This is a genomic window from Kitasatospora sp. NPDC004531 (genome assembly GCF_053602195.1).
In genome coordinates this window covers 106617-125696 of sequence record NZ_JBSGDD010000006.1, presented here as the reverse complement: position 1 = coordinate 125696, position 19080 = coordinate 106617, and the positions used below count along the sequence as shown (strand labels likewise).

The window sequence follows — 19080 nt, the reverse complement described above, 5'->3', positions numbered from 1 at the left end:
CGGGCCGCGGCCTTCCCTTTCCCTCCTTCGCCGCGCCCCGGGCCCGCCCGGACGACCGCAGGCCCCGGCTGCCTAGGATGACCGCCATGATCGCGGACGAATCGACAGCCACGGCGGCGGACGGGCCCACCATCCCCGGCGTGCGCAACTTCCGGGACGCGGGCGGCATCGGGGCGCTCCCCCGGGGAGTGCTCTACCGCTCCGGCGCATTGGACCAGCTCGCACCCGACGGCGTGCAGGCGCTGCTCGATCTCGGCGTGCGTACCGTCATCGACCTGCGCAGCACCCCGGAGGCCGCGGCCCGTCCGGACGCCCTCGCCGACAGTGGCATCCGCCACCTGCACGTCCCGGTCTTCGCCGAGCAGCGCTGGCCCCAGGAGCAGGCCGAGCTGTACCCGCTGATGGGCGAGCTCGCCGGGCGACCGACCGTCGCCGCGATCCGGGCCCTGCTGAGCGCCGAACGCCGGGCTGTTCTGGTCCACTGCGCGTCCGGCAAGGACCGCACCGGGGTGGTGGTCGCGCTGGTCCAGCGACTTCTGGGCGCCCAGGAGCCGGAGCTCGTCGCCGACTTCCTGCGCTCCAACACCGCGCTGGGACTCACCGCTCCCGCCCCCGGCGCCCCCACCCACGCCACCCGCCCGGTCACGGCCACCCTCCTGCGGCGCGCCCTGCTCTCCGTCCGTTCCCAGCACGGCACCTTCGACGACCATCTGCGCGCCCACGGCGCCCGCTCCGCGGAACTCGCCGCCCTGCACGCCGAGTTCCGCTCCGGGCAGCGACGGTAGGAGCTGCCGGCGCCACAGTGCCGACGAAGCGAAGCGCGCACCGAGCGGGGGCAGCGGCGTGAACGACACCGACAGACACCGGCCGCGCCGCCGGGCCGTCCGCGTGTCGCGCACCGGCCGCGAGGGCTCGCGCCGCTCCTCCGGCAGGTACCGTCTCCGGGTCGGCCTTCTGCTGCTGCTCTCGACCGCTGCCCTGCTGCTCATCTCCTTCCTCGGCGGGCGCGCCGTGTACGAGGCGGCGGACGACCTGACCTACCAGGCGGGTTGGCGCGGGATACCGCACCTGCGGATGGCCGTGGACGACTGCTGGGCGAACCCTGTCGTGGGACGGAAGGTGACCTTCGACTGCGCCGGTCGGGGCGGTCCGGCCGGCGCCGTCCCCGCCGAAGGCCGCCTGCGGCTGTCGACGAGCCCCGTCCGCTACTCCCCCGGCACCGTGCTGGAGGTCAACTGCGTGCCGACCGGCCGGTGTCTCGCCACCGGCCCGGGCCAAGCATTCGGGGACGGTGCCGGGTTGGCCATCGGCTGCTGGCTGTTCTCCTTCACTCCCGGCCTCGGGCTGATGGCAGTGAGCGCCCACCGCTCCACCGAGCGCCGGTCCGCCGGCGAAGCGCCCAGCGCCGGTTTCCTTGCTCGGCCCCACCTGCTCCAGGTGTGGTTCATCGTGCCGCCGGTCCTGGCCCTGCTGATGGAGATCCTCTCGATCTCCCTGGGCCCATAAGCCTCTCCGGGCCGGCCGGGTCAGCCGCGCGGGCGGGTCAGCCGCGGGGATGGGTCTCGTACATCCGCACCGCCACGGTGACGCCGGCCGCTGCCGTCAGGGCGGCCACCGCCCAGATCGCGGTCGTCACGCCGTACGCGTCGGCCAGGATGCCCGCCAACAGGGCGCCGACCGCGAAGCCGCCGTCCCGCCAGAGTCGGTAGACACCGACGGCGCGCGCCCGCCAGGCCGGGTGGGCGACGTCGCCGATGACGGCCAGCAGCGTCGGGTAGACCAGGGCGGTGCCCGCACCGAGCAGCGCCTGGGCGGCGGCCCACACCGGGAAGCTGGTCCCGACCGCCACAAGGCCGAGCGCGACGGCCTGCAGCAGCATGCCGGCGGTGATCAGGTGCTTGCGTCCGATCCGGTCCGACCACCAGCCGGTGAGCATCTGCCCCGCGCCCCAGACCGCCGGGTAGAGCGCGGCCAGGACGCCGATCCGGCCGAGCCCCAGACCGTGGGCGGCGTACAGCAGCGGGAAGATGCCCCAGGCGAGGGCGTCGTTGAGGTTGTTGACCATGCCGGCCCAACTGGCACTGGACAGCGCCCGGTCGCCGAGGCTGGTGGTGCGGGCTATTCGGGCCGTGCTGAACGCCGCCGGGTCGTCCTCGCCCGTCCGCGCACGAGCGGCGCCACCGCCCAGGGCCGCAGCCACCGAGGCCGTGCCCACCGAGGCCGCATGGGCGGCGGCCTCCGCCCGGGCGTGCTCCCGGGTCTCCCGGACGGCGGCGACCGTGAGGCCGAGGCCGAGTGCGACGTAGGCCGCGCCCAGCAGGAACGGCTGCGGGCGCAGGCCCCAGTGGGCGGCTATCGCGCCGGTGGCCGTCGCGGTGACGGCCACCGCGAGGTAGCCGGCCGCTTCGTTGAGACCCATCGCGAGCCCGCGCCGGGCCGGGCCGACCAGGTCGATCTTCATGATCACGGTGGTGGACCACGTCAGGCCCTGGTTGACGCCGAGCAGGATGTTCGCCGCGACGATCCAGCCCCAGGTCGGCCCCCAGGCCAGCATCGCCGGTATCGGCAGCGCCACCAGCCAGCCCGCGATCAGCACCGGCCTGCGCCCGTACCGGTCGGAGAGGGTGCCGGCGAAGAAGTTGGTGACCGCCTTGGTCGCGCCGAACGCCAGGATGTACGTCAGCGCGCCCGTGTAGGCGGACAGGTGGAAGACCTGGTCGGCGAGCAGCGGCAGGACCGTCCGCTCCTGGCCGAGCATGCCGCCGACCAAGGCGTTGACCGCCACCAGCAGGCCGAATTGCGCGAGGTTGGCGCGCAGCCCGAGCCGGATCGGCCGGCCTGCGGGGCCGCCGGGCGCGGTGGCGCCCGGGGCGGCCGCCGAGGGCGGCAGTGGGCGCTGGGCCGGGACGGACATGGGTGGCTCCCAGGTGGTGCGTGGATCGTGGTGCGTGGACCGGTGCGCCGCGGGCGGTGTTCGGGCGGTGGCGCGTCCTCGATCATATTCCACTCTTTCATGGATTAATGGGAGAGGCGTCGGCCGACGGCTGTGCGGGCAGCCTCCGGACGGACGGGAGGGCGAGCAGGAGCAGGGCGGCGGGCACGGCCAGCGCGGTCATCCCGAACAGCGTCCGGTGCACGCCGATCCCGTCCGAGAGCGGGCCGGCGAGTATCAGGCCGAGCGGCATCAGGGCCACCGCGATCAGGTGGTCGTAGGAGCTGACCCGGGACAGCACCTGCTCGGGTATGTGCACCTGGAGCGACGTCTCCCACAGCACGAAGCACAGGGAGACGCCGACTCCCGTGCAGGCCTCCAGCGCGGCGATCACCGCGACCGGGGCGCCGGATCCGATGATCAGCGCCTGGCAGGAGGCGACCGCCATCGCGACGGCCGCCACCGCCATCGGTCGGGCCGGTTTCAGGCGGAAGGCGCAGACGTCCCCGACGATGGATCCGAGACCGAAGGCGGTGACCACCACCGCCCAGGCGCCGGCCCCGCCCCACTCCCGGTCCGCCAGGACCGGGCCGAGCACGAAGACCGAAGGCAGCACCACCACGTGGTAGACCGCCATCGCGAGCATGCCCGACCACACCCAGGACCGCCGGCGGACCTGCTGCCAGCCCACCCGCAGCTCGGCCAGGATCCCCAGCCGCTCCGCCCGCTCCGCGACGGCCGGCCCGCCCACCGCGCCGAGTCTCGCCAGCACAGCGGCGCTGGCCGCGAAGCTCGCCGCGTCCACCAGCAGGGCGCCGCCGGGCCCGGCCAGGGCGACCAGCGCACCGGCCAGCACCGGGCCGACCACCAGCCCCGCCGAGTGGACGAAACCGCGCAGCGCATTGGCCTCGCGCAGCCGTTCACTCGACACCACCAGTGGGAGCAGCCCCGTGGAGGCGGGCAGGAAGAAGGCGTCCGCCACTCCGAAGACCACCATGAGCAGCGCCAGCACGCCGACCCGGGCCGTCCCGGTGAGCAGCAGCACCGCCACGGCCGCCTGGACCGCGCAGCGCACCAGGTCGGAGACCAGCATGATCCACTGTCTGGGTATCCGGTCGGCCCAGACTCCGCCGATCAAGGTGAACACCAGCATCGGCACCAGGCCGGCCCCGGTGACCAGTCCGACATCGGCGGCCGACCCGCCGATCGACAGCACCGCGAACGGCAGCGCCACGAACGAGACCCGGTCGCCCAGGACGGACAACGACTGACCGACGAACAGACGGGCGAACTGGCGTTCCACCCGGAGCACTTCGGGAATCAGCACAGCCACGGGCACCTCCACAGCGGGTCGGGGAAAAGTGATCACCGCGATGGTAGGAACCCGCCGGACGGCCTGTCGCGTGATTTATCCGCAACGCCGAAAATGCCCCGATTGCAATCAACTTGCTTTCACCGCAAGGCAATTGACGTCGCATCGGCCCGCAACGGCCCGAATCCGGGCGCCCGCCTTCCCTGCCTCGCGCTCCCTCAATCCCACCGATCGGCCAGAGTTGAGCAGCCGACCGTCCGACCCGGGCAGTCCGCCTCCGACGCCGTCCGGCCGACGTGACATGGCCGTGATGAGGGCGCGATGCGCTTGTGATTGCTCCGTTCGAGTGAATAGGCTCGGTCCGGCCCGCACCGCCGGGCCCCGCGCGCGGCAACGCCGAACCCTGTCCGCCGTGTTGCGGTTCGACCACCACAACCCATGGGCAGGGACGGGGGAACCAGGTACGTCGCCGCCCCCACGGCTTGGGGTGAAGCCGCCCGCACCGGATCCGACCGGCGCACGGCGGCCGGGCCAGCCTCCCGGTCCGAACCCGACAGCTCACCTCGCAGGCGTGCGGAGAGGATCGGGCATGCTCTTCACGGGTTCCGGGCGTCACCGTCGACAGAGTCAGGCGGAGAAGGCCGCCGAGCGGGCGATCGCCGCAGCGGGCGTCGCCGGCGTCGGCCTCGCCCTTCCCCTGCTCGCCGTGACGGGTGCGCAGGCCGCACCCAGCTCGGTCTGGGACCGGGTCGCCGACTGCGAGAGCGGCGGCAACTGGAGTTCCGACCCGGGCAACGGGCTGTACGGCGGGCTCCAGATCACCGCCCAGCGCTGGATCGACTACGGCGGCACCCAGTACGCCGACCTGCCCAGCGGGGCCACCCGCAGCCAGCAGATCGTGGTCGCCGAACGCATCCTGGCCACCGAGGGCCCGCAGCCGTGGGCCTCGTGCGCCGACACCGCGAACCTGCGCGCGGCGAACGCCCCCGGTGTGGTGGACGACAACGACGCGGCGGACGAGTCGGGTTCGCTGCGCGGCGCGCGCGGTGCCGCGGCCGCCAAGACCGCCGCGGACGGCACGGTCGCCGAGCCGCACGCCGCGCCGGTGTTCTCCGGCCTGCCCGGCTACGACCCGATCTACCACGTGTACTGGTACCAGAAGAACGGCGCCTGGTTCTGGACCAGTCACCAGAGCCTGTACGAGCGCTACGTGCAGCTGACGCATCCGCAGCCGCCCACGAGCACGCCGGCTCCGGGCACCGCCCCGACCGCTCCGTCCTCCCCGACGCCCTCCACCGACCCGAGCACCACCCCGGGCACCACCCCTGGCAGCACCCCGAGCCCGACCACGCCCACCACCCCCGAGAACGGCAGCACGAACGGGAACGGCAACGGCGCCGAGAACGGCAACGGCAACGGCACAGGCACGGGCACGGGCACCGACAACACCCAGGGCCAGAGCGGCGCCGGCGCCAACCCGTCGCCCACCCCGTCCACCGAGCCCAGCGGCACCCCGGGCCAGCCGTCCGCCGGCACCCCGGCCCCGAGCACGCCCACGCCCGGCACCCCGTCCGCCGACGCCCCGGCCCCGGCCGCGTCGTCGTCCCCGCAGCCGTACACCGTCGGCCCGGGCGACTCGCTCGCGAAGATCGCCCGCAGCCACGAAGTGAACGGCGGCTGGAGCGAGCTCTACAAGAGCAACCAGCAGGTGGTGGGCGAGAACCCGGACCTGATCCACCCGGGCCAGGTGCTGAACCTGGGCTGACGGCGACCCGGCCGAGCCGCCGTCACTTCGGGACGGCGGCCAGCCCGGTGCAGCCGCGCAGGCCGTCGCGACGTTGCTGGGCGGCCTTCGCGGCGCTGCCGGTCTGCGGAACGGGCACGCCCCGGCCGTCGATGTGCGCCGGGGTGAACGTTTCGCCGGTCACCCGCCCGTCGGTGGTGATGGTGAGCGTGGTGACGCCGGTTTCGTCGGAGGCGGTGTAGTTCGAGGTGCCGTACCAGAGGAAGTTGCCGAAGCCGTACGCCACGTAGGTGTTCCCGAGCATGCCCGCCCCGAGCATGGTGTGGGCGTGGGTGCCGACCACGGCGGTGGCGCCGGCCGCGGCAAGCTTCTTGGCGAGCGCGCTCTGGGCCGCGGTCGGGCAGGCCACGCCCTCGTCGCCCCAGTGCAGGTAGACCAGTACCACGGGTGCCTGCGCCTTCGCCTCGGTGACGGCGCGCAGCAGCGACCTCTCGTCGAACGCCGAGGCGATGCCGGGCTTGTGGTCGCCCGCGCGCCACTTCTGGTTGGTGAGTTCGTCGACCTGGCTCGCCGCCAGCACGGCGACCTTCGTGCCGCGCACGGTGGCGATGTGCGGCGCGAAGGCCTCGGCCGCGTCCTTGCCGATGCCGACCAGCGGGATCGGGGAGCCGGCCTTGGCGGCGAGGGTGTCGGCGAGGCCGTCGGCGCCGAAGTCGACGGCGTGGTTGTTGGCCTGGGAGAGCACGTCCACCCCGGCGTCCTTGAGCGCGGTCAGCGCCTTCGGGCTGGTGCGGAAGGTGTACGTCTTGGGTTCGGGCTTGCCGCGGCCGGTGATCGCGGTCTCCAGGTTGAGCACGGCGAGGTCGGCGGCGGACAGCGTCCGGGCGATCGGCCCGAGCGCGGTCTCGGCGGCGGGGGCGCTCAGTCGGGAGGCGGTCCGGCCCTCGAAGTGCACGTCACCGGCGAAGGCCACGGTGATGCTGCCCGCCGCGCCTTCCGAGGCCGAGGCGCTCGGAGCCGAACTCCCCGGAGCAGGACCGCTCGGAGCCGGAGCCGCGTCACTCGAAACACCCGCTCCCGCGCTCCCGGAGGGCGGGCCGACAGGTGCTCCGCTCGACTCCGCCCCGCCGCACCCGGCGACGGCGGCGAGCAGCAGGATGGCGGCAGCAACAGTGCCGATCGGCGTGCGACGCATGGTGATCCCCCCGGATCGTTCGGTGCGTCGCACTGTATCCGCACAACTCCCGCCCCGGAAGGCCGTTTCCGCACCGAACGATCACGACCGAACGATCACCCACCGGGCCACCACCGGCCGGCCGCCGGGAGCCCGCTCAGGCGATGACGCCCGCCGCGCGCAGCAGCCACCGGTTGGCGGGGCCGACCAGTCCCGCCCGGCCCAGCACGCCGATCACCTTCTGCGCCATCTCGATCTTGGTGCTGCGCCAGTGCGGGTTGGCCTTGGCGACGGCCTGGCCGACCTTGGGGTCGATGCCGACGGCGGAGTAGACCCGGGGGTGGATCAGCGCGGTGGTGGCGAAGTAGATGACCACGCCGAGGAAGAACTGCTCCCACCGCCGCTGCACGAACCCGAGGCGCTTGCGGACGAGTTCCTCGCGGGCGTAGCTGATGTGCCGGGCCTCTTCGATCACGTGGATCCGGGAGACCTGCCGGGTGAGCGGCTGGAGGGTGTCGTCGTTCATCACTTCGCGCTGGAAGGCGTCCAGGATCTCTTCGACGTACATGGTGCCGCCGAAGGTCTGGCTGTGGGTGGAGATCGCCTTGAACAGCCGTCCGAGGTTGTGGGCGACGAATCCGGTGCCGTACGCGGGAGCGCCCATCTTGGCGATCATCCGGGCGAACATGATCGAGTGCCGGCACTCGTCGGCGATCTCGGTGAGCGCGTACTGGACGTGGTTGCTGGTGGGGTCGCGGTCGAAGGCGTGCCGCAGCAGCATCTGCATGAGGATCTCCTCGAACCAGATGCCGACGCTGGCGATCGAGGCGACCTCGTGCTTGGAGAGTTCGATGCGCTCGTCCTCGGTCATCCGCTCCCACAGGGCGGTGCCGTAGAGGGAGAGGTGCCGGGGCGGGCAGTAGTAGGCGCCGGGGACGGGGTCGGCGTCCCAGTCGACGTCCTTGAGCGGGTCGAAGGAGAGCTTCGCGGAGGAGGCGAGCAGGCGTTCGGCGGTGCGTTCCCGGTCGGGGGCGGTGCGCTCGCGGGCGGGAGCGCCGGGGGTGGCGGCGGGCTGGGGCGGCATGCCGGCTCCTTCGCGGTGGGGTGGAGTCGAGGGATGGAACGGTGCCTGCCGCGAAGGTAGAAGTTATTAGACTCCCCGTCAATACACTGCGCACAAGGAGGTGCTCGTCGCCGCTCCGCGGATCCGTCAGCCGCGCCAGGCGGCCGGGTCGGCCCAGGCCGCCAGCACCCGTCCGCTGACGAAGCGCCGCGGCGTGCCGTCCACCGGGTCGGTGAACTCCAGCGAGCGGGCCAGCAGTTGGAGCGGACGCCGGTAGTCCTCGGGGTCCTGCGCGGGCAGCAGCCGCGGGTAGATGGGGTCGCCGAGGATCGGCAGGCCGAGCCCGTTCATGTGCACCCGCAGCTGGTGGGTGCGGCCGGTGCGCGGGGCGAGCCGGTAGCGGCCGAGTCCGTCGCGGGCGGCCAGCAGCTCGATCCGGCTCTCGGCGTTCGGCTCGCCGGGCACCCGGTAGGCGTCCAGCCGGCCGTGGTCCTTGACCAGCCGGTCGATCACGGTGGTCGGCAGGCTCACCGCGGGGTCGTGCCGGGCTATCGCCTCGTAGGTCTTGACGGCCTCCCGCCGTTCGAACAGTCCCTGGTAGGCGCCCCGGCAGGCCGGGTCGGCGACGAACAGCACCACGCCGGCGGTGAGGCGGTCCAGCCGGTGCGCGGGGCTGAGCCGGGGCAGGCCGAGGTCGCGGCGCAGCCGGGCGAGCGCGGTCTCGGTGGCGTGGCTGCCGCGCGGCGTGGTGGCGAGGAAGTGCGGCTTGTCGGCGACCACGATCCGCTCGTCGCGGTACAGCACCTCGACGGGGAACGGCACCACGGGCTCGGGCGGGCCGGGTTCCCGGTGGAACCAGACGTGGCCTCCGGGCCGGTAGGGCGCGTCCGGGGCGACGGGGCCGTCGGGGGCGGCGAACTCGCCGGCGTCGAGCATCGCCGCGATCCGCCCGGGGCCGGCGGCGGCGCCGTAGCGCTCCTCCAGGTAGGCCCGGACGCTCGGCCAGTGGCCGTCGAGCGGCAGGCGCACGTGGACGGCGTCGATGCCGTCGCGCTGCGGCAGCGGGCTCAGGGGGGCGGGGGGCCTACGCGCCATCGGGCGCCGCCTGCGGGTCGGTCCGACGGGTGTGCATCCGGTCCACGATAGCGGTCGCTCACCCGTCTGGGCGCGGGCGGCCCTCCGTGCGACGATGGCAGGGCGGTACCCGCCCCCGGAACGGCAGGTGGCCAGATGGACACCGACAAGCAGGGCATTCACCGGATCCGCCCCAGTTCTCCGCTCGCGGAGGGCGGTGCGCAGCTGCCGGACGGCCTGCTGGCGATTCCGGTGGCGACGGCGCTGGTGGCGGCGGACGGCCGGATCCTGCACTGGAGTCCGGACGCGGAGACGCTGCTCGGTTTCCCCGCCGCGCAGGCGGTGGGGGCGCGCGCCGCGGACCTGCTGGTGGGGGCGGAGCGGCGTCCCGAGGTGCTGGAGCTGTTCTCCCGGATCCTCGGCGGCCGCCCGTTCTCGGGGGTGTTTCCGGTGCGGCACCGGGACGGGCACGTGGTGCGGTTGGACTTCCGGACCTTTCCGATCGTCGGCCCGGGCGGTGTCCCGATGGTGCTGGCGGTGGCGTCCGACGTCAGTTCGGTGCGCCGGCTGGCCTCCGACCTGGCAGTGCTGGACGGTTTCTTCACGCAGTCCCCGGTCGGCATGGCGGTCTTCGACACCGAGCTGCGTTTCGTCCGGCTGAACGACGCGCTGGCCCGGATCAACGGGGTCTCCCGGCAGGACAGCGTCCACCGGCGGTTGACCGAGGTGCTGCCGGCCATCGACGGGCGGCAGGTCGAGGCGATGATGACCCGGGTGCTGGCCGACGGCCGGTCGGTGCTGGACGCCCGCACGCACGGCCGCACTCCGGCCGACCCGGAGCGCGAGCACGCCTGGTCGGTGGCGTGCTTCCGGCTGGACGAGCCGGACGGCACGGTGCTCGGGGTGTGCGTGACGGTGGTGGACATCACCGACCGGTTCGAGGCGGAGACCGCCGCCGAGGCCGCCCAGCAGCGCCTCGCCCTGCTGAACGACGCGTCGGAGCGGATCGGGACCACGCTGGACCTGGCCACCACCGCCCGGGAGCTGGCCGAGACGGCGGCGCCCCGGCTGGCCGACACGGTGATCGTCGAGGTGCTGGAGTCGATGATCCGGGGCGAGGCCGTCGTGCTGCCCGACCGCTCGGACCGGTCCGCGGTGCTGCGCCGGCTGGCGTTCCACACCGTTCCCGGCAGCGGGATGCGGTCGATCGCCCCGGTCGGCGCGGTGCAGCGCTTCCAGCCGGACAGCCCGTGCGCGTGGGCGCTGGAGCACCGCCGGCCGGTGCTGGTGCCGCGGGCCGACGACCCGGCGATGAGGTGGTACGACAATGACCCGAAGCGCGCCGCGGCGGTCCGCGAGCAGGGGGTGCGGTCGTTCATGGTGGTGCCGCTGATCGCCCGGGGTTCGGCGATCGGCACGGCGACGTTCATGCGCTCGCGCACCGAGGCCCCGTACGACGAGGTGGACGTGGCGCTGGCGTCCGAGCTGTCGGGGCGGGCGGCGGTGTCGATCGACAACGCGCTGCTGTACACCCGGGAGCGGGACGCCGCCGAGCAGCGCCGGCGCGCGCTGGAGGCCGCCGAGGCCGCCCAGCAGCGCCTGGCCCTGCTGAACGAGGCGTCCACCCGGATCGGCACCACGCTGGACCTGCACCGGACGGCGCAGGAGCTGGTGGACGTGGTGATCCCCCGGTTCGCGGACTTCGTCACGGTCGACATCCGCGAGGCCGTGATGGCGGACGAGGACCCGGAGCCGGTGCCGGAGTCCGGCTCGGTGCTGCTGCGGGCGGTGGCGGTCGGCGAGCGCCCCGACGACGGCGCGGGCGGCCGCGCCAAGCTGGTCGGCGCGGCGGACGAGGTCGGCGGTTCCTCGCACTCGGCGCACCTGTACGCGCAGGCGATGCGCACGGGGCGGCCGGTGCTGGTGCCGCAGGTGGACGAGTTCGCGCTGCGCCGGATCGTCACCTACCCCGAGCGGGTGCAGCCCAGCCTGGACGCGGGCCTGCACTCGTACCTGATGGTGCCGCTGCTGGCGCGCGGGCAGGTGCTGGGCGGCGTGGAGTTCGCGCGGATGGCCAACCCGGAGGCGTTCACGGCGGCGGACCTGGCGCTCGGCGAGGAGTTGGCGGCGCGGGCCGCGGTGTGCATCGACAACGCCCGGCTGTACCGGCGCGAGCGGGACACCGCGCTGACCCTGCAGCGCAGCCTGCTGCCCCAGGACGTGCACCTCACACCGGGGTTGGAGATCGCGCACCGCTACCTGCCCTCGACGGTGGGCGACGAGATCGGCGGCGACTGGTTCGACGTGGTGCCGCTGACCGGCGGCCGGGTGGCGCTGATCGTCGGCGACGTGATGGGCCACGGCATCCGGGCGGCCGCCACCATGGGCCAACTGCGCACGGTGGCGCGCACCCTCGTCACGCTGGACCTGGATCCGGCGCGGGTGCTGCGCCGGCTGGACGACGCGACGGCGCAGCTCGGCGAGGGCCAGTTCGCGACCTGCGTGTGCGCGGTGTTCGACCCGGTGGACGAGGAGTGCATCCTCGCCTCGGCGGGCCATCTGCCGCCGGTGGTGTCCGAGCACGACGGCCAGGCGCGGCTGGTGCAGCCGCCGCCGGGTGCGCCGTTGGGGGTGGGCGGGGTGCCGTTCGAGTCGATCCGGTTCCCGCTGCGCGAGGACGGGCTGCTGGTGCTGTACACGGACGGGTTGGTGGAGCGGCGCGACCAGGACCTGGACGAGGGGCTGGAGTTGCTGCGGGAGACCGTGACGCACCGGCAGGACACCCTGGAGCGGGGCTGCGACCTGGTGCTGGACGCGTTCGGCGCGACGATGGGGCAGGACGACGTGGCGGTGATCATGGCGCACGCCGGGCCGGTCAGCGAGGACCGGCTGGCCACGCTGCCGCTGTCCGGCGATCCGGCGCTGCTGCGGCACGCCCGGGAGTTCACCCGGCGGACGCTGACCGGCTGGGGCCTGACCTCGCTGGTGGAGCCGGTGGTGCTGCTGACCGGCGAGTTGCTGGCGAACGCCCTGATGCACGCCGGGTCGCCGCTGCAACTGCGGGTGTTCCGGGGGACGCTGCTGACGGTGGAGGTGTCGGACGGGGACAGCCGGGAGCCGCGGCTGCGGCCGTCGGGTTCGCACGAGGAGGGCGGCCGGGGCATGCAGCTGATCAACGAACTGGCGCACCGCTGGGGCAGTCGGGCGACCCGGGACGGCAAGGTGGTCTGGTTCGAGATGGAACTCCCGGCCCACTGATCAGATCGTCATACCGTCAGGCGTCAAACCCCTTGCCCGGTACGGGAGTCGAAGGATCCGCCGTGCGGTGCGGCAACCGGACGCACCCCAATCACCCGTCACGGCAGTGCTGTTGGCCCGGCCGGGTGACGACACGGCCGAAGGCGCGCGCCGCCGCGCGGTGCTCCTCCAGGATCGGTCGCGATCGGTCCCGTTCGGCACCAACCATGGAGGAATTGATGCGTTCCAGCATTGCCAAGCTCACCACCGCCACCTTCCTCACCGGACTCGCCCTCTTCGGCGCCTCGGGCACCGCGTACGCGGACGTCCCGCAGGGTGCGGTCGCGGTCGGCGGCGACGCGGTGGCGCAGAACGGCGACGCGGTGGCGGTCGACGGCGACGCCTGGGCCGAGAACGGCGACGCGGTGGCCATCAACGGCGACGCGGGCGCGCTGGGCGGCGACGCCGACGCGGTCCAGGGCGACGCCTGGGCGGAGGGCGGCGACGCGGCGGCCGTCGACGGCGACGCCGAGGCGCTGTGCGGCACCGCGCTGGCCATCGAGGGCGACGCCACGTCCTACGGCGGCAGCGCGATCGCGGTCGGCGGGGACGCCTTCGCCGGGGCGTGACGGCGCCGGTGGCGCGCCCTCGGGGTTGAACGGTTTCTCGGCCGAACGGCCGGGCGGAGTCCTCGCGACCCGCCCGGCCGTCCCGTTGAACCCGCCGACCGCTACAGCGGCGTGACGTAGGCGCCCGAGATGCCGCCGTCCACCAGGAAGGTGCTGGCGGTCATGAAGGAGGAGTCGTCGCTGGCCAGGAAGGCGACGGCGGCGGCGATCTCCTCCGGCTCGGCGAACCGGCCGAGCGGGATGTGCACCAGGCGGCGGGCCGCGCGCTCCGGGTCCTTGGCGAACAGCTCCCGCAGCAACGGGGTGTTGACCGGCCCCGGGCACAGCGCGTTGACCCGGATCCCCTCCCGGGCGAACTCGACCCCCAGCTCGCGGCTCATCGCCAGCACGCCGCCCTTGGAGGCGCTGTAGGAGATCTGCGAGGTGGCCGCGCCCATCACCGCCACGAAGGACGCGGTGTTGATGATCGAGCCCTTGCCCTGGCGCCGCATGTGGCCGATCGCGTACTTGCAGCACAGGTAGACGGAGGTCAGGTTGACCTCCTGGACGCGCTTCCACGCCTCCAGCCCGGTGACCAGGATCGAGTCGTCCTCGGGCGGCGAGATGCCGGCGTTGTTGAACGCCACGTCCAGGCTGCCGTAGTGCTCGACGGCGGTGTCGAACAGGGCCCGGACCTGGTCCTCATCGCTCACGTCGGTGCGCACGAACAGGCCGCCGACCTCGTTGGCGGCCTTGGCGCCGGTCTCCTCGTCGATGTCGGCGCACACCACCTTCGCCCCTTCGGCGGCGAACCGGCGCACGGTGGCCAGGCCGATGCCGCTGCCGGCGCCGGTGACGACGGCCACCCGGCCGTCGAGTCGCTTGGTCATGGGGTTCATTCCTCCGTCGCGATGAAGACGTTCTTGGTCTCGGTGAAGGCGTGCAGGGCGTCCGGGCCGAGTTCGCGGCCCAGACCGGACTGTTTGAAGCCGCCGAACGGCGTCCAGTACCGCACCGAGGAGTGCGAGTTGACGGACAGGTTGCCCGCCTCGACGGCGCGGGCGACGCGCAGCGCCCGGCCCACGTCGCGGGTCCAGATCGAGCCGGACAGGCCGTACTCGGTGGCGTTGGCGATCCGCACCGCGTCGCGCTCGCCGCGGAACGGCACCACCGCGACCACCGGACCGAACACCTCCTCCGTGAACGCCCGGTGGTCGGGCGCGATCGGCGCGAGCACCGTCGGCGGGTACCAGAACCCGGGCCCCTCCGGCGTGCGACCGCGGAACGCGACCTCGGTGTCGCCGTCCACGTAGGAGGCGACCCGGCGCCGGTGCGCGGCCGAGATCAGCGGCCCCATCTCGGTCTTCTCGTCGCCCGGATCGCCGACCCGCAGGGCCCGCACCGCCGTCTCCAGCCGGGCCATGAACGCCTCGTAGACGCTCGACTCGACCAGGATCCGGGAGCGGGCGCAGCAGTCCTGACCTGCGTTGTCGAACACCGCGTACGGGGCGGTGGCGGCGGCTTTGTCGAGGTCGGCGTCGGCGAACACGATGTTGGCGCTCTTGCCGCCGAGTTCCAGCGTCACCGGCTTGACCTGCCCGGCGCAGCCCGCCATCACGGACCTGCCGACGGCGCCGGAGCCGGTGAACACCACCTTGCGGACGTCCGGGTGGGTCACGAAGCGCTGCCCCACCACCGGCCCGCGCCCGGGCAGGACCTGCAGCACGCCCTCCGGCAGGCCCGCGCGCAGGCCGAGTTCGGCGAGCCGGAGGGCGGTCAGCGGGGTGAGCTCGGCGGGTTTGACGATCACCGTGTTGCCCGCGGCGAGGGCGGGCGCCAGGGCCCAGGCGGCGATCGGCAGCGGGAAGTTCCACGGGACGATCACCCCGACCACGCCGAGCGGTTCGTGGAACGTCACGTCGAGGCCGCCGGGCACCGGGATCTGCCGGCCGAACAGCCGCTCCGGCGCGCCCGCGTAGTACTCGATGACGTCGCGCGCGTTGCCTGCCTCCCAGCGGGCGTTGCCGATGGTGTGGCCCGCGTTGGCGACCTCCAGCCGGGCGAGGTGCTCGCGGTCGGCGTCCACCTCGGCGGCGAAGCGGCGCAGCAGCCGGGCCCGGTCGCCCGGGCCGACGGCCCGCCAGCTCTCGAACGCGGCCTTCGCGCGGGCGATCGCGGCGTCGGCGGCGGCGGTGCCGGCCAACTCGACGGTGGCGATCACCTCCTCGGTCGCGGGGTTGACCACCTGGTACGGGTCGGGCTGGTCGGTCACGGCACTCTCCTCCGGTGTGGCGGCCGGGCTGTCGGCCGCTCGTCACAGCCGCTCGAAGCCGCGGCGGCGCTCCCAGTCGGTCACGGCTGCCTCGAAGGCGGCGACCTCCACCCGGCCGGCGTGGGCGTAGTGCCGGACCACGTCCTTGCCGAACGCCGCGGTGGCGGCCTCGCTGCGGTCGAACAGCTCGATCGCCTCGCGCAGCGTGGCGGGCACCCGCGGGGCGTCGGAGGCGTAGGCGTTCCCGGTGAACTCCGGCTCCAGCGGCAGTTGGTGCTCCACCCCGTGCAGTCCGGCGGCGATCAGCGCGGCCACCGCCAGGTACGGGTTGACGTCCCCGCCTGGTACCCGGTTCTCGAACCGCAGCGAACCGCCGTGGCCGACCACCCGCAGCGCGCACGTCCGGTTGTCGCGGCCCCAGGCGATCGCGGTCGGGGCGAAGCTGCCCGCCACGTAGCGCTTGTAGGAGTTGACGGTCGGGGCGAGGAGCAGCGCGAACTCGCCGAGGCAGGCGAGCTGCCCGGCCAGGAAGTGCTCCATCGTCCGGGACAGTCCGGCCGGCTCCCCGTGGCCGCCCGCCGCCTGCTGGCCGTTCCCGGGGAACACGGGCCGGTCCTGCTCGTCGCGCAGGCTCAGGTGGATGTGGCAGGAATTGCCTTCGCGCTGGTCGTACTTGGCCATGAAGGTGAGGCTGAGGCCCTCCTGCGCGGCGATCTCCTTCGCCCCGGTCTTGTACACGGCGTGGTCGTCGCAGCAGCGGAGCGCGTCGGTGTAGCGGAAGGCGATCTCGTGCTGCCCGAGGTTGCATTCCCCCTTCGCGGACTCCACCACCAGCCCGGCGCCCGCCATCCCGGTGCGCAGCCTGCGCAGCAGCGGTTCGATCCGGCCGGTGCCGAGGATCGAGTAGTCCACGTTGTACTGGTTGACGGGCGTGAGGCCCTGGTAGTGCTTCTCCCACGCCCGTTCGTAGCTGTCGCGGAACACCATGAACTCCAACTCGGTGCCCACGTACGCCCGCCAGCCGTAGCCGGCGAGGCGCTCCAACTGCCGGCGCAGCACCTGGCGGGGCGACACCGCGACCGGGCTGCCGTCCTGGTGGGCGAGGTCGCACTGCACCATCGCGGTGGCGGGGTGCCACGGCACCATCCGCAGCGTCGTCAGGTCGGGTCGGAACACCAGATCGCCGTAGCCGGTCTCCCAGGAGGACACCGCGTAGCCGTCCACGGTGTTCATCTCCACGTCCACCGCGAGCAGGTAGCCGCAGCCCTCGGCGCCGCCGGCCAGCACCTCGTTCAGGAAGTGCTCCGCCGCGAGCCGCTTGCCCTGCAACCGCCCCTGCATGTCGGTGACGGCCAGTACCACGGTCTCCACGGCGCCCTCGGCCACCAGGGTGCGCAGGCGCTCCACCGTGAGTCGCGCGTCGGTCATCCGCCCTCCACCTTCGCCGCCGTGCCTCCCGGCAGCCTCGTGCGACTGCCGTGCCGCCGGCCACCACGGCGACGATGATCCCGCCCCGGACCTGCTCGCACCAGTGGCCGCGCGCAGGTCGATCCGAACTGATTCATCGTCAGATCTTCATCTGTCCCACGAATATGACGCATCATCAGTTTTCTTCGCCCTTCAATCCACCCTCCCGGGAACCTCCGAGGACCTTCTGCCCCTGCTGGCCTCTCCGAGCCTCCCCGGCCCGGTCGACGTCCGGCCGCAGCCGAAAACCGCTTGCCGCAGCACCGGCTGCGTGCTTCGGTGCCGCGTGCACCATCAGTCGTTCCGTTGTCCCTCCCTTGGAGTTCACCGCCCGTGACGTTCCGTCTGACCGCCCTCACCGACCCCGCCCCGCTGGCGAATTCGAGCCGTCTCACCTGGCTGGCGTCCGCCCCCGACGGCACCCCGCTCGGCACCGCCGTGCTGAGGCTGTTCACCTCGCCCGGCCAACTCCACCTCGCCTCCCTGGCGTTGAACGTCCACCCCGCCAAACGCCGGCGCGGAATCGCCTCGGCCCTGCTGTCCGCCGCCGCCACGGCGGCCGGCGAGGACGGCCGCCGGGTGCTGCTCGTCCAGGCCGTCGAGGGCTCCCCGGGCGACGCCTTCCTGGTGGCGAGGGGGTTTCGGCGGGCGCTGGTCCTGGAGTACGCCCGGCTCGACCTGACCGCTCCCACCGACCCTCCCACCACCACCGACGCTCCGCTCCACCCCGGCTACCGGCTGATCTCCTGGCTCGGCCGCTGCCCCGAGGAGTGGCTGGCCGCCTTCACCGCTTCGCGCACCGCCATGGACGACATGCCGATGGGCGAGACCGACTTCGGCCGGGTCTACTGGGACGAAGCCCGCGTCCTCGCCGCCGCCCAGGCCGTCGCGGACCGCGGCGAGCTCCTGCACACCGTGGCCGCGGTCGAGGAGGCCACCGGCACCGTCGTCGGCTTCACCGAGCTCGTGCTGCCGGACGACCGCCGCGGCGACGGCCAGCACTACGGCACCGGCGTGATGCCCGCCCATCGCCGCCGCGGCCTGGCTCGGGCGATGAAGGCCGAGGCCATCCGCTGGGCCCGCACCGAGCAGCCGAAGATCACCGGCCTGCTCACCGACACCGCCGAGCACAACACCGGCATGCTCGCCGTGAACCGCGCCCTCGGCTACCGCGCCACGCACCGCTCCATCGAGTTCCGCCTCTCGCTCCCGTCCTGACCTCGCTCAACTGCCCACCCGCACCTGCGCGGTCGCCTCCGTCCTCGCCGCCGCCTCCACCGCCGCCCGCCGGGTGGCGGTGAGGCCGGGTCAGTGCCGCCCCGGCGGGGCACGCCAACGCCACCGGCCAGTCCGGCAGCCCGTCCTGTGCCTAGCACTGTCCGGCCCACTGCGCCGGCCCTGTCACGCCCGCCTCAACCGGCGCATTGTCGTTCAGCCACAACCCCCGTTCGCCCGACCGCCTCCGCACGCGCCCCGAGTTCCCAGTCATGCGCTGGGACTCCCGGCCGGTCGTCGACCCAGGTCTGACCAGGTCGCAGTCAAACCCTGGTCAAGGCTGCGGTGGTCCGGAGGGCGGTGGCCCTATCCTGGTCGGGCAAGGACAGACACCTCGTTCGGTGAGGCGTCTTCACGGACACAGGCCACTGATCCCACCCGTCGAGAGACGCTCCGGATCAGGACAGGTCTCCCCGGCCGAAGGGGTGACCCCAAGTGGCTTCCCCTGGCTCGGGGACACACCGTGGAGTGCCAAAGCTCTGACGAGTTGGGGTGCGCCGGGCCGCCGCGGCCCGGTCGCCTGCCGCGCGGCCGCGATCGGACATCGTCGGCCAGTACCGGGAGGAGGCGAGATGGACTGCAGTAGTCCGGGGCACAGTCGGCCCCTTCCCGCTTCTTCCTCGCCGTTGTTCTGCGGTTCGAGGCAGTTCCTCCTTCGCTGACTCCGTGACCCGCCCGGCCGAGTGCCGCGCCGGTTGTCCGCCTTGTCTGTCGTGCCTTCCTGCGGCGGCTCGGCGCGCCGCCGGCAGCGCACCCACGGGCGACCCGGCCGCCACCGCCCCGCCTTGCCCCAGGCCACGGCCGCACCGCCTGCGGTCAGGCCCGATCGGCGCCGGCCACGCCCGGTCTTCCGCCATGGTTTGGCGCCGTACACCGTGGGGCGGCCGCCCCGTGGCCACCGGCCACCCCGGCGGATCGCGAC

General features: G+C 73.5%; 14 protein-coding genes and 2 riboswitches. Of the genes, 6 read left to right on the top strand and 8 right to left on the bottom strand.

The window, feature by feature from the left end; all coding sequences use genetic code 11:
* The first annotated feature begins 86 nt into the window (after positions 1-86).
* Both ACWEMJ_RS05050 and ACWEMJ_RS05045 read left to right on the top strand, forming a co-directional pair.
* Positions 87-785, top strand: coding sequence for a tyrosine-protein phosphatase (locus ACWEMJ_RS05050; RefSeq protein WP_452135566.1), 699 nt, complete (start codon positions 87-89; stop codon positions 783-785).
* 58 nt (positions 786-843) lie between these two features.
* Positions 844-1506, top strand: a complete 663-nt coding sequence (locus ACWEMJ_RS05045) for a hypothetical protein (RefSeq protein ID WP_452135565.1) — start codon at positions 844-846, stop codon at positions 1504-1506.
* Positions 1507-1543: 37 nt separating this feature from the next.
* Here ACWEMJ_RS05045 and ACWEMJ_RS05040 read toward each other — a convergent pair whose 3' ends face one another.
* Entirely contained in the window at positions 1544-2914 is a 1371-nt protein-coding gene (locus ACWEMJ_RS05040) for an MFS transporter (protein WP_452135564.1), read from the bottom strand.
* Between the two features lie 97 nt (positions 2915-3011).
* Positions 3012-4265, bottom strand: a complete 1254-nt coding sequence (locus ACWEMJ_RS05035) for an MFS transporter (protein WP_452135563.1) — start codon at positions 4263-4265, stop codon at positions 3012-3014.
* A gap of 396 nt (positions 4266-4661) precedes the next feature.
* A riboswitch (cyclic di-AMP (ydaO/yuaA leader) is annotated at positions 4662-4830 on the top strand.
* Between the two features lie 3 nt (positions 4831-4833).
* Here ACWEMJ_RS05035 and ACWEMJ_RS05030 point away from each other — a divergent pair.
* On the top strand, positions 4834-6009 hold the full coding sequence (locus ACWEMJ_RS05030) for a transglycosylase family protein (protein ID WP_452135562.1): 1176 nt from the start codon (positions 4834-4836) through the stop codon (positions 6007-6009).
* Positions 6010-6031: 22 nt separating this feature from the next.
* On the opposite strand, the gene ACWEMJ_RS05025 is transcribed toward ACWEMJ_RS05030, so the two are convergent.
* The 3 genes from ACWEMJ_RS05025 to ACWEMJ_RS05015 form a co-directional block, all read right to left on the bottom strand.
* Positions 6032-6961, bottom strand: a complete 930-nt coding sequence (locus ACWEMJ_RS05025; RefSeq protein ID WP_452135561.1) for a CapA family protein — start codon at positions 6959-6961, stop codon at positions 6032-6034.
* A 358-nt stretch (positions 6962-7319) separates the two neighbouring features.
* Positions 7320-8246 (bottom strand): AurF N-oxygenase family protein, encoded by a 927-nt coding sequence (locus tag ACWEMJ_RS05020; RefSeq protein WP_452135560.1) that lies wholly within the window; start codon positions 8244-8246, stop codon positions 7320-7322.
* Positions 8247-8372: 126 nt separating this feature from the next.
* The gene (locus tag ACWEMJ_RS05015; RefSeq protein ID WP_452135559.1) at positions 8373-9320 is read right to left on the bottom strand and encodes a pseudouridine synthase; all 948 of its coding nucleotides are present in this window, start codon (positions 9318-9320) and stop codon (positions 8373-8375) included.
* A 135-nt stretch (positions 9321-9455) separates the two neighbouring features.
* Between ACWEMJ_RS05015 and ACWEMJ_RS05010 the strand changes: the two genes are divergently transcribed.
* Both ACWEMJ_RS05010 and ACWEMJ_RS05005 read left to right on the top strand, forming a co-directional pair.
* Positions 9456-12557, top strand: a complete 3102-nt coding sequence (locus tag ACWEMJ_RS05010; protein WP_452135558.1) for a SpoIIE family protein phosphatase — start codon at positions 9456-9458, stop codon at positions 12555-12557.
* Between the two features lie 218 nt (positions 12558-12775).
* Entirely contained in the window at positions 12776-13165 is a 390-nt protein-coding gene (locus ACWEMJ_RS05005) for a hypothetical protein (RefSeq protein WP_452135557.1), read from the top strand.
* Between the two features lie 101 nt (positions 13166-13266).
* Here ACWEMJ_RS05005 and ACWEMJ_RS05000 read toward each other — a convergent pair whose 3' ends face one another.
* Genes ACWEMJ_RS05000 through ACWEMJ_RS04990 form a run of 3 tightly spaced genes read right to left on the bottom strand, consistent with a single transcriptional unit; the run spans position 13267 to position 16844 of the window.
* The gene (locus ACWEMJ_RS05000) at positions 13267-14043 is read right to left on the bottom strand and encodes a 3-oxoacyl-ACP reductase (protein ID WP_452135556.1); all 777 of its coding nucleotides are present in this window, start codon (positions 14041-14043) and stop codon (positions 13267-13269) included.
* Entirely contained in the window at positions 14040-15416 is a 1377-nt protein-coding gene (locus tag ACWEMJ_RS04995; protein ID WP_452135555.1) for an aldehyde dehydrogenase family protein, read from the bottom strand. The genes ACWEMJ_RS05000 and ACWEMJ_RS04995 overlap by 4 nt, the downstream gene beginning before the upstream one ends.
* 42 nt (positions 15417-15458) lie before the next feature.
* Positions 15459-16844, bottom strand: a complete 1386-nt coding sequence (locus ACWEMJ_RS04990) for a glutamine synthetase family protein (protein WP_452135554.1) — start codon at positions 16842-16844, stop codon at positions 15459-15461.
* Positions 16845-17216: 372 nt separating this feature from the next.
* Between ACWEMJ_RS04990 and ACWEMJ_RS04985 the strand changes: the two genes are divergently transcribed.
* On the top strand, positions 17217-18101 hold the full coding sequence (locus tag ACWEMJ_RS04985; protein ID WP_452135553.1) for a GNAT family N-acetyltransferase: 885 nt from the start codon (positions 17217-17219) through the stop codon (positions 18099-18101).
* 383 nt (positions 18102-18484) lie between these two features.
* A riboswitch (M-box (ykoK) riboswitch) is annotated at positions 18485-18657 on the top strand.
* The last annotated feature ends 423 nt before the right edge of the window (positions 18658-19080 follow it).

Excerpts from the sequence above, each read along its gene's own strand:
- ACWEMJ_RS05050 (WP_452135566.1), top strand. The coding sequence starts at position 87 with ATGATCGCGGACGAATCGACAGCCACGGCGGCGGACGGGCCCACCATC.
- ACWEMJ_RS05040 (WP_452135564.1), bottom strand. The coding sequence starts at position 2,914 with ATGTCCGTCCCGGCCCAGCGCCCACTGCCGCCCTCGGCGGCCGCCCCG.
- ACWEMJ_RS05030 (WP_452135562.1), top strand. The coding sequence starts at position 4,834 with ATGCTCTTCACGGGTTCCGGGCGTCACCGTCGACAGAGTCAGGCGGAG.
- ACWEMJ_RS05020 (WP_452135560.1), bottom strand. The coding sequence starts at position 8,246 with ATGCCGCCCCAGCCCGCCGCCACCCCCGGCGCTCCCGCCCGCGAGCGC.
- ACWEMJ_RS05015 (WP_452135559.1), bottom strand. The coding sequence starts at position 9,320 with ATGGCGCGTAGGCCCCCCGCCCCCCTGAGCCCGCTGCCGCAGCGCGAC.
- ACWEMJ_RS05010 (WP_452135558.1), top strand. The coding sequence starts at position 9,456 with ATGGACACCGACAAGCAGGGCATTCACCGGATCCGCCCCAGTTCTCCG.
- ACWEMJ_RS05005 (WP_452135557.1), top strand. The coding sequence starts at position 12,776 with ATGCGTTCCAGCATTGCCAAGCTCACCACCGCCACCTTCCTCACCGGA.
- ACWEMJ_RS05000 (WP_452135556.1), bottom strand. The coding sequence starts at position 14,043 with ATGAACCCCATGACCAAGCGACTCGACGGCCGGGTGGCCGTCGTCACC.
- ACWEMJ_RS04990 (WP_452135554.1), bottom strand. The coding sequence starts at position 16,844 with ATGACCGACGCGCGACTCACGGTGGAGCGCCTGCGCACCCTGGTGGCC.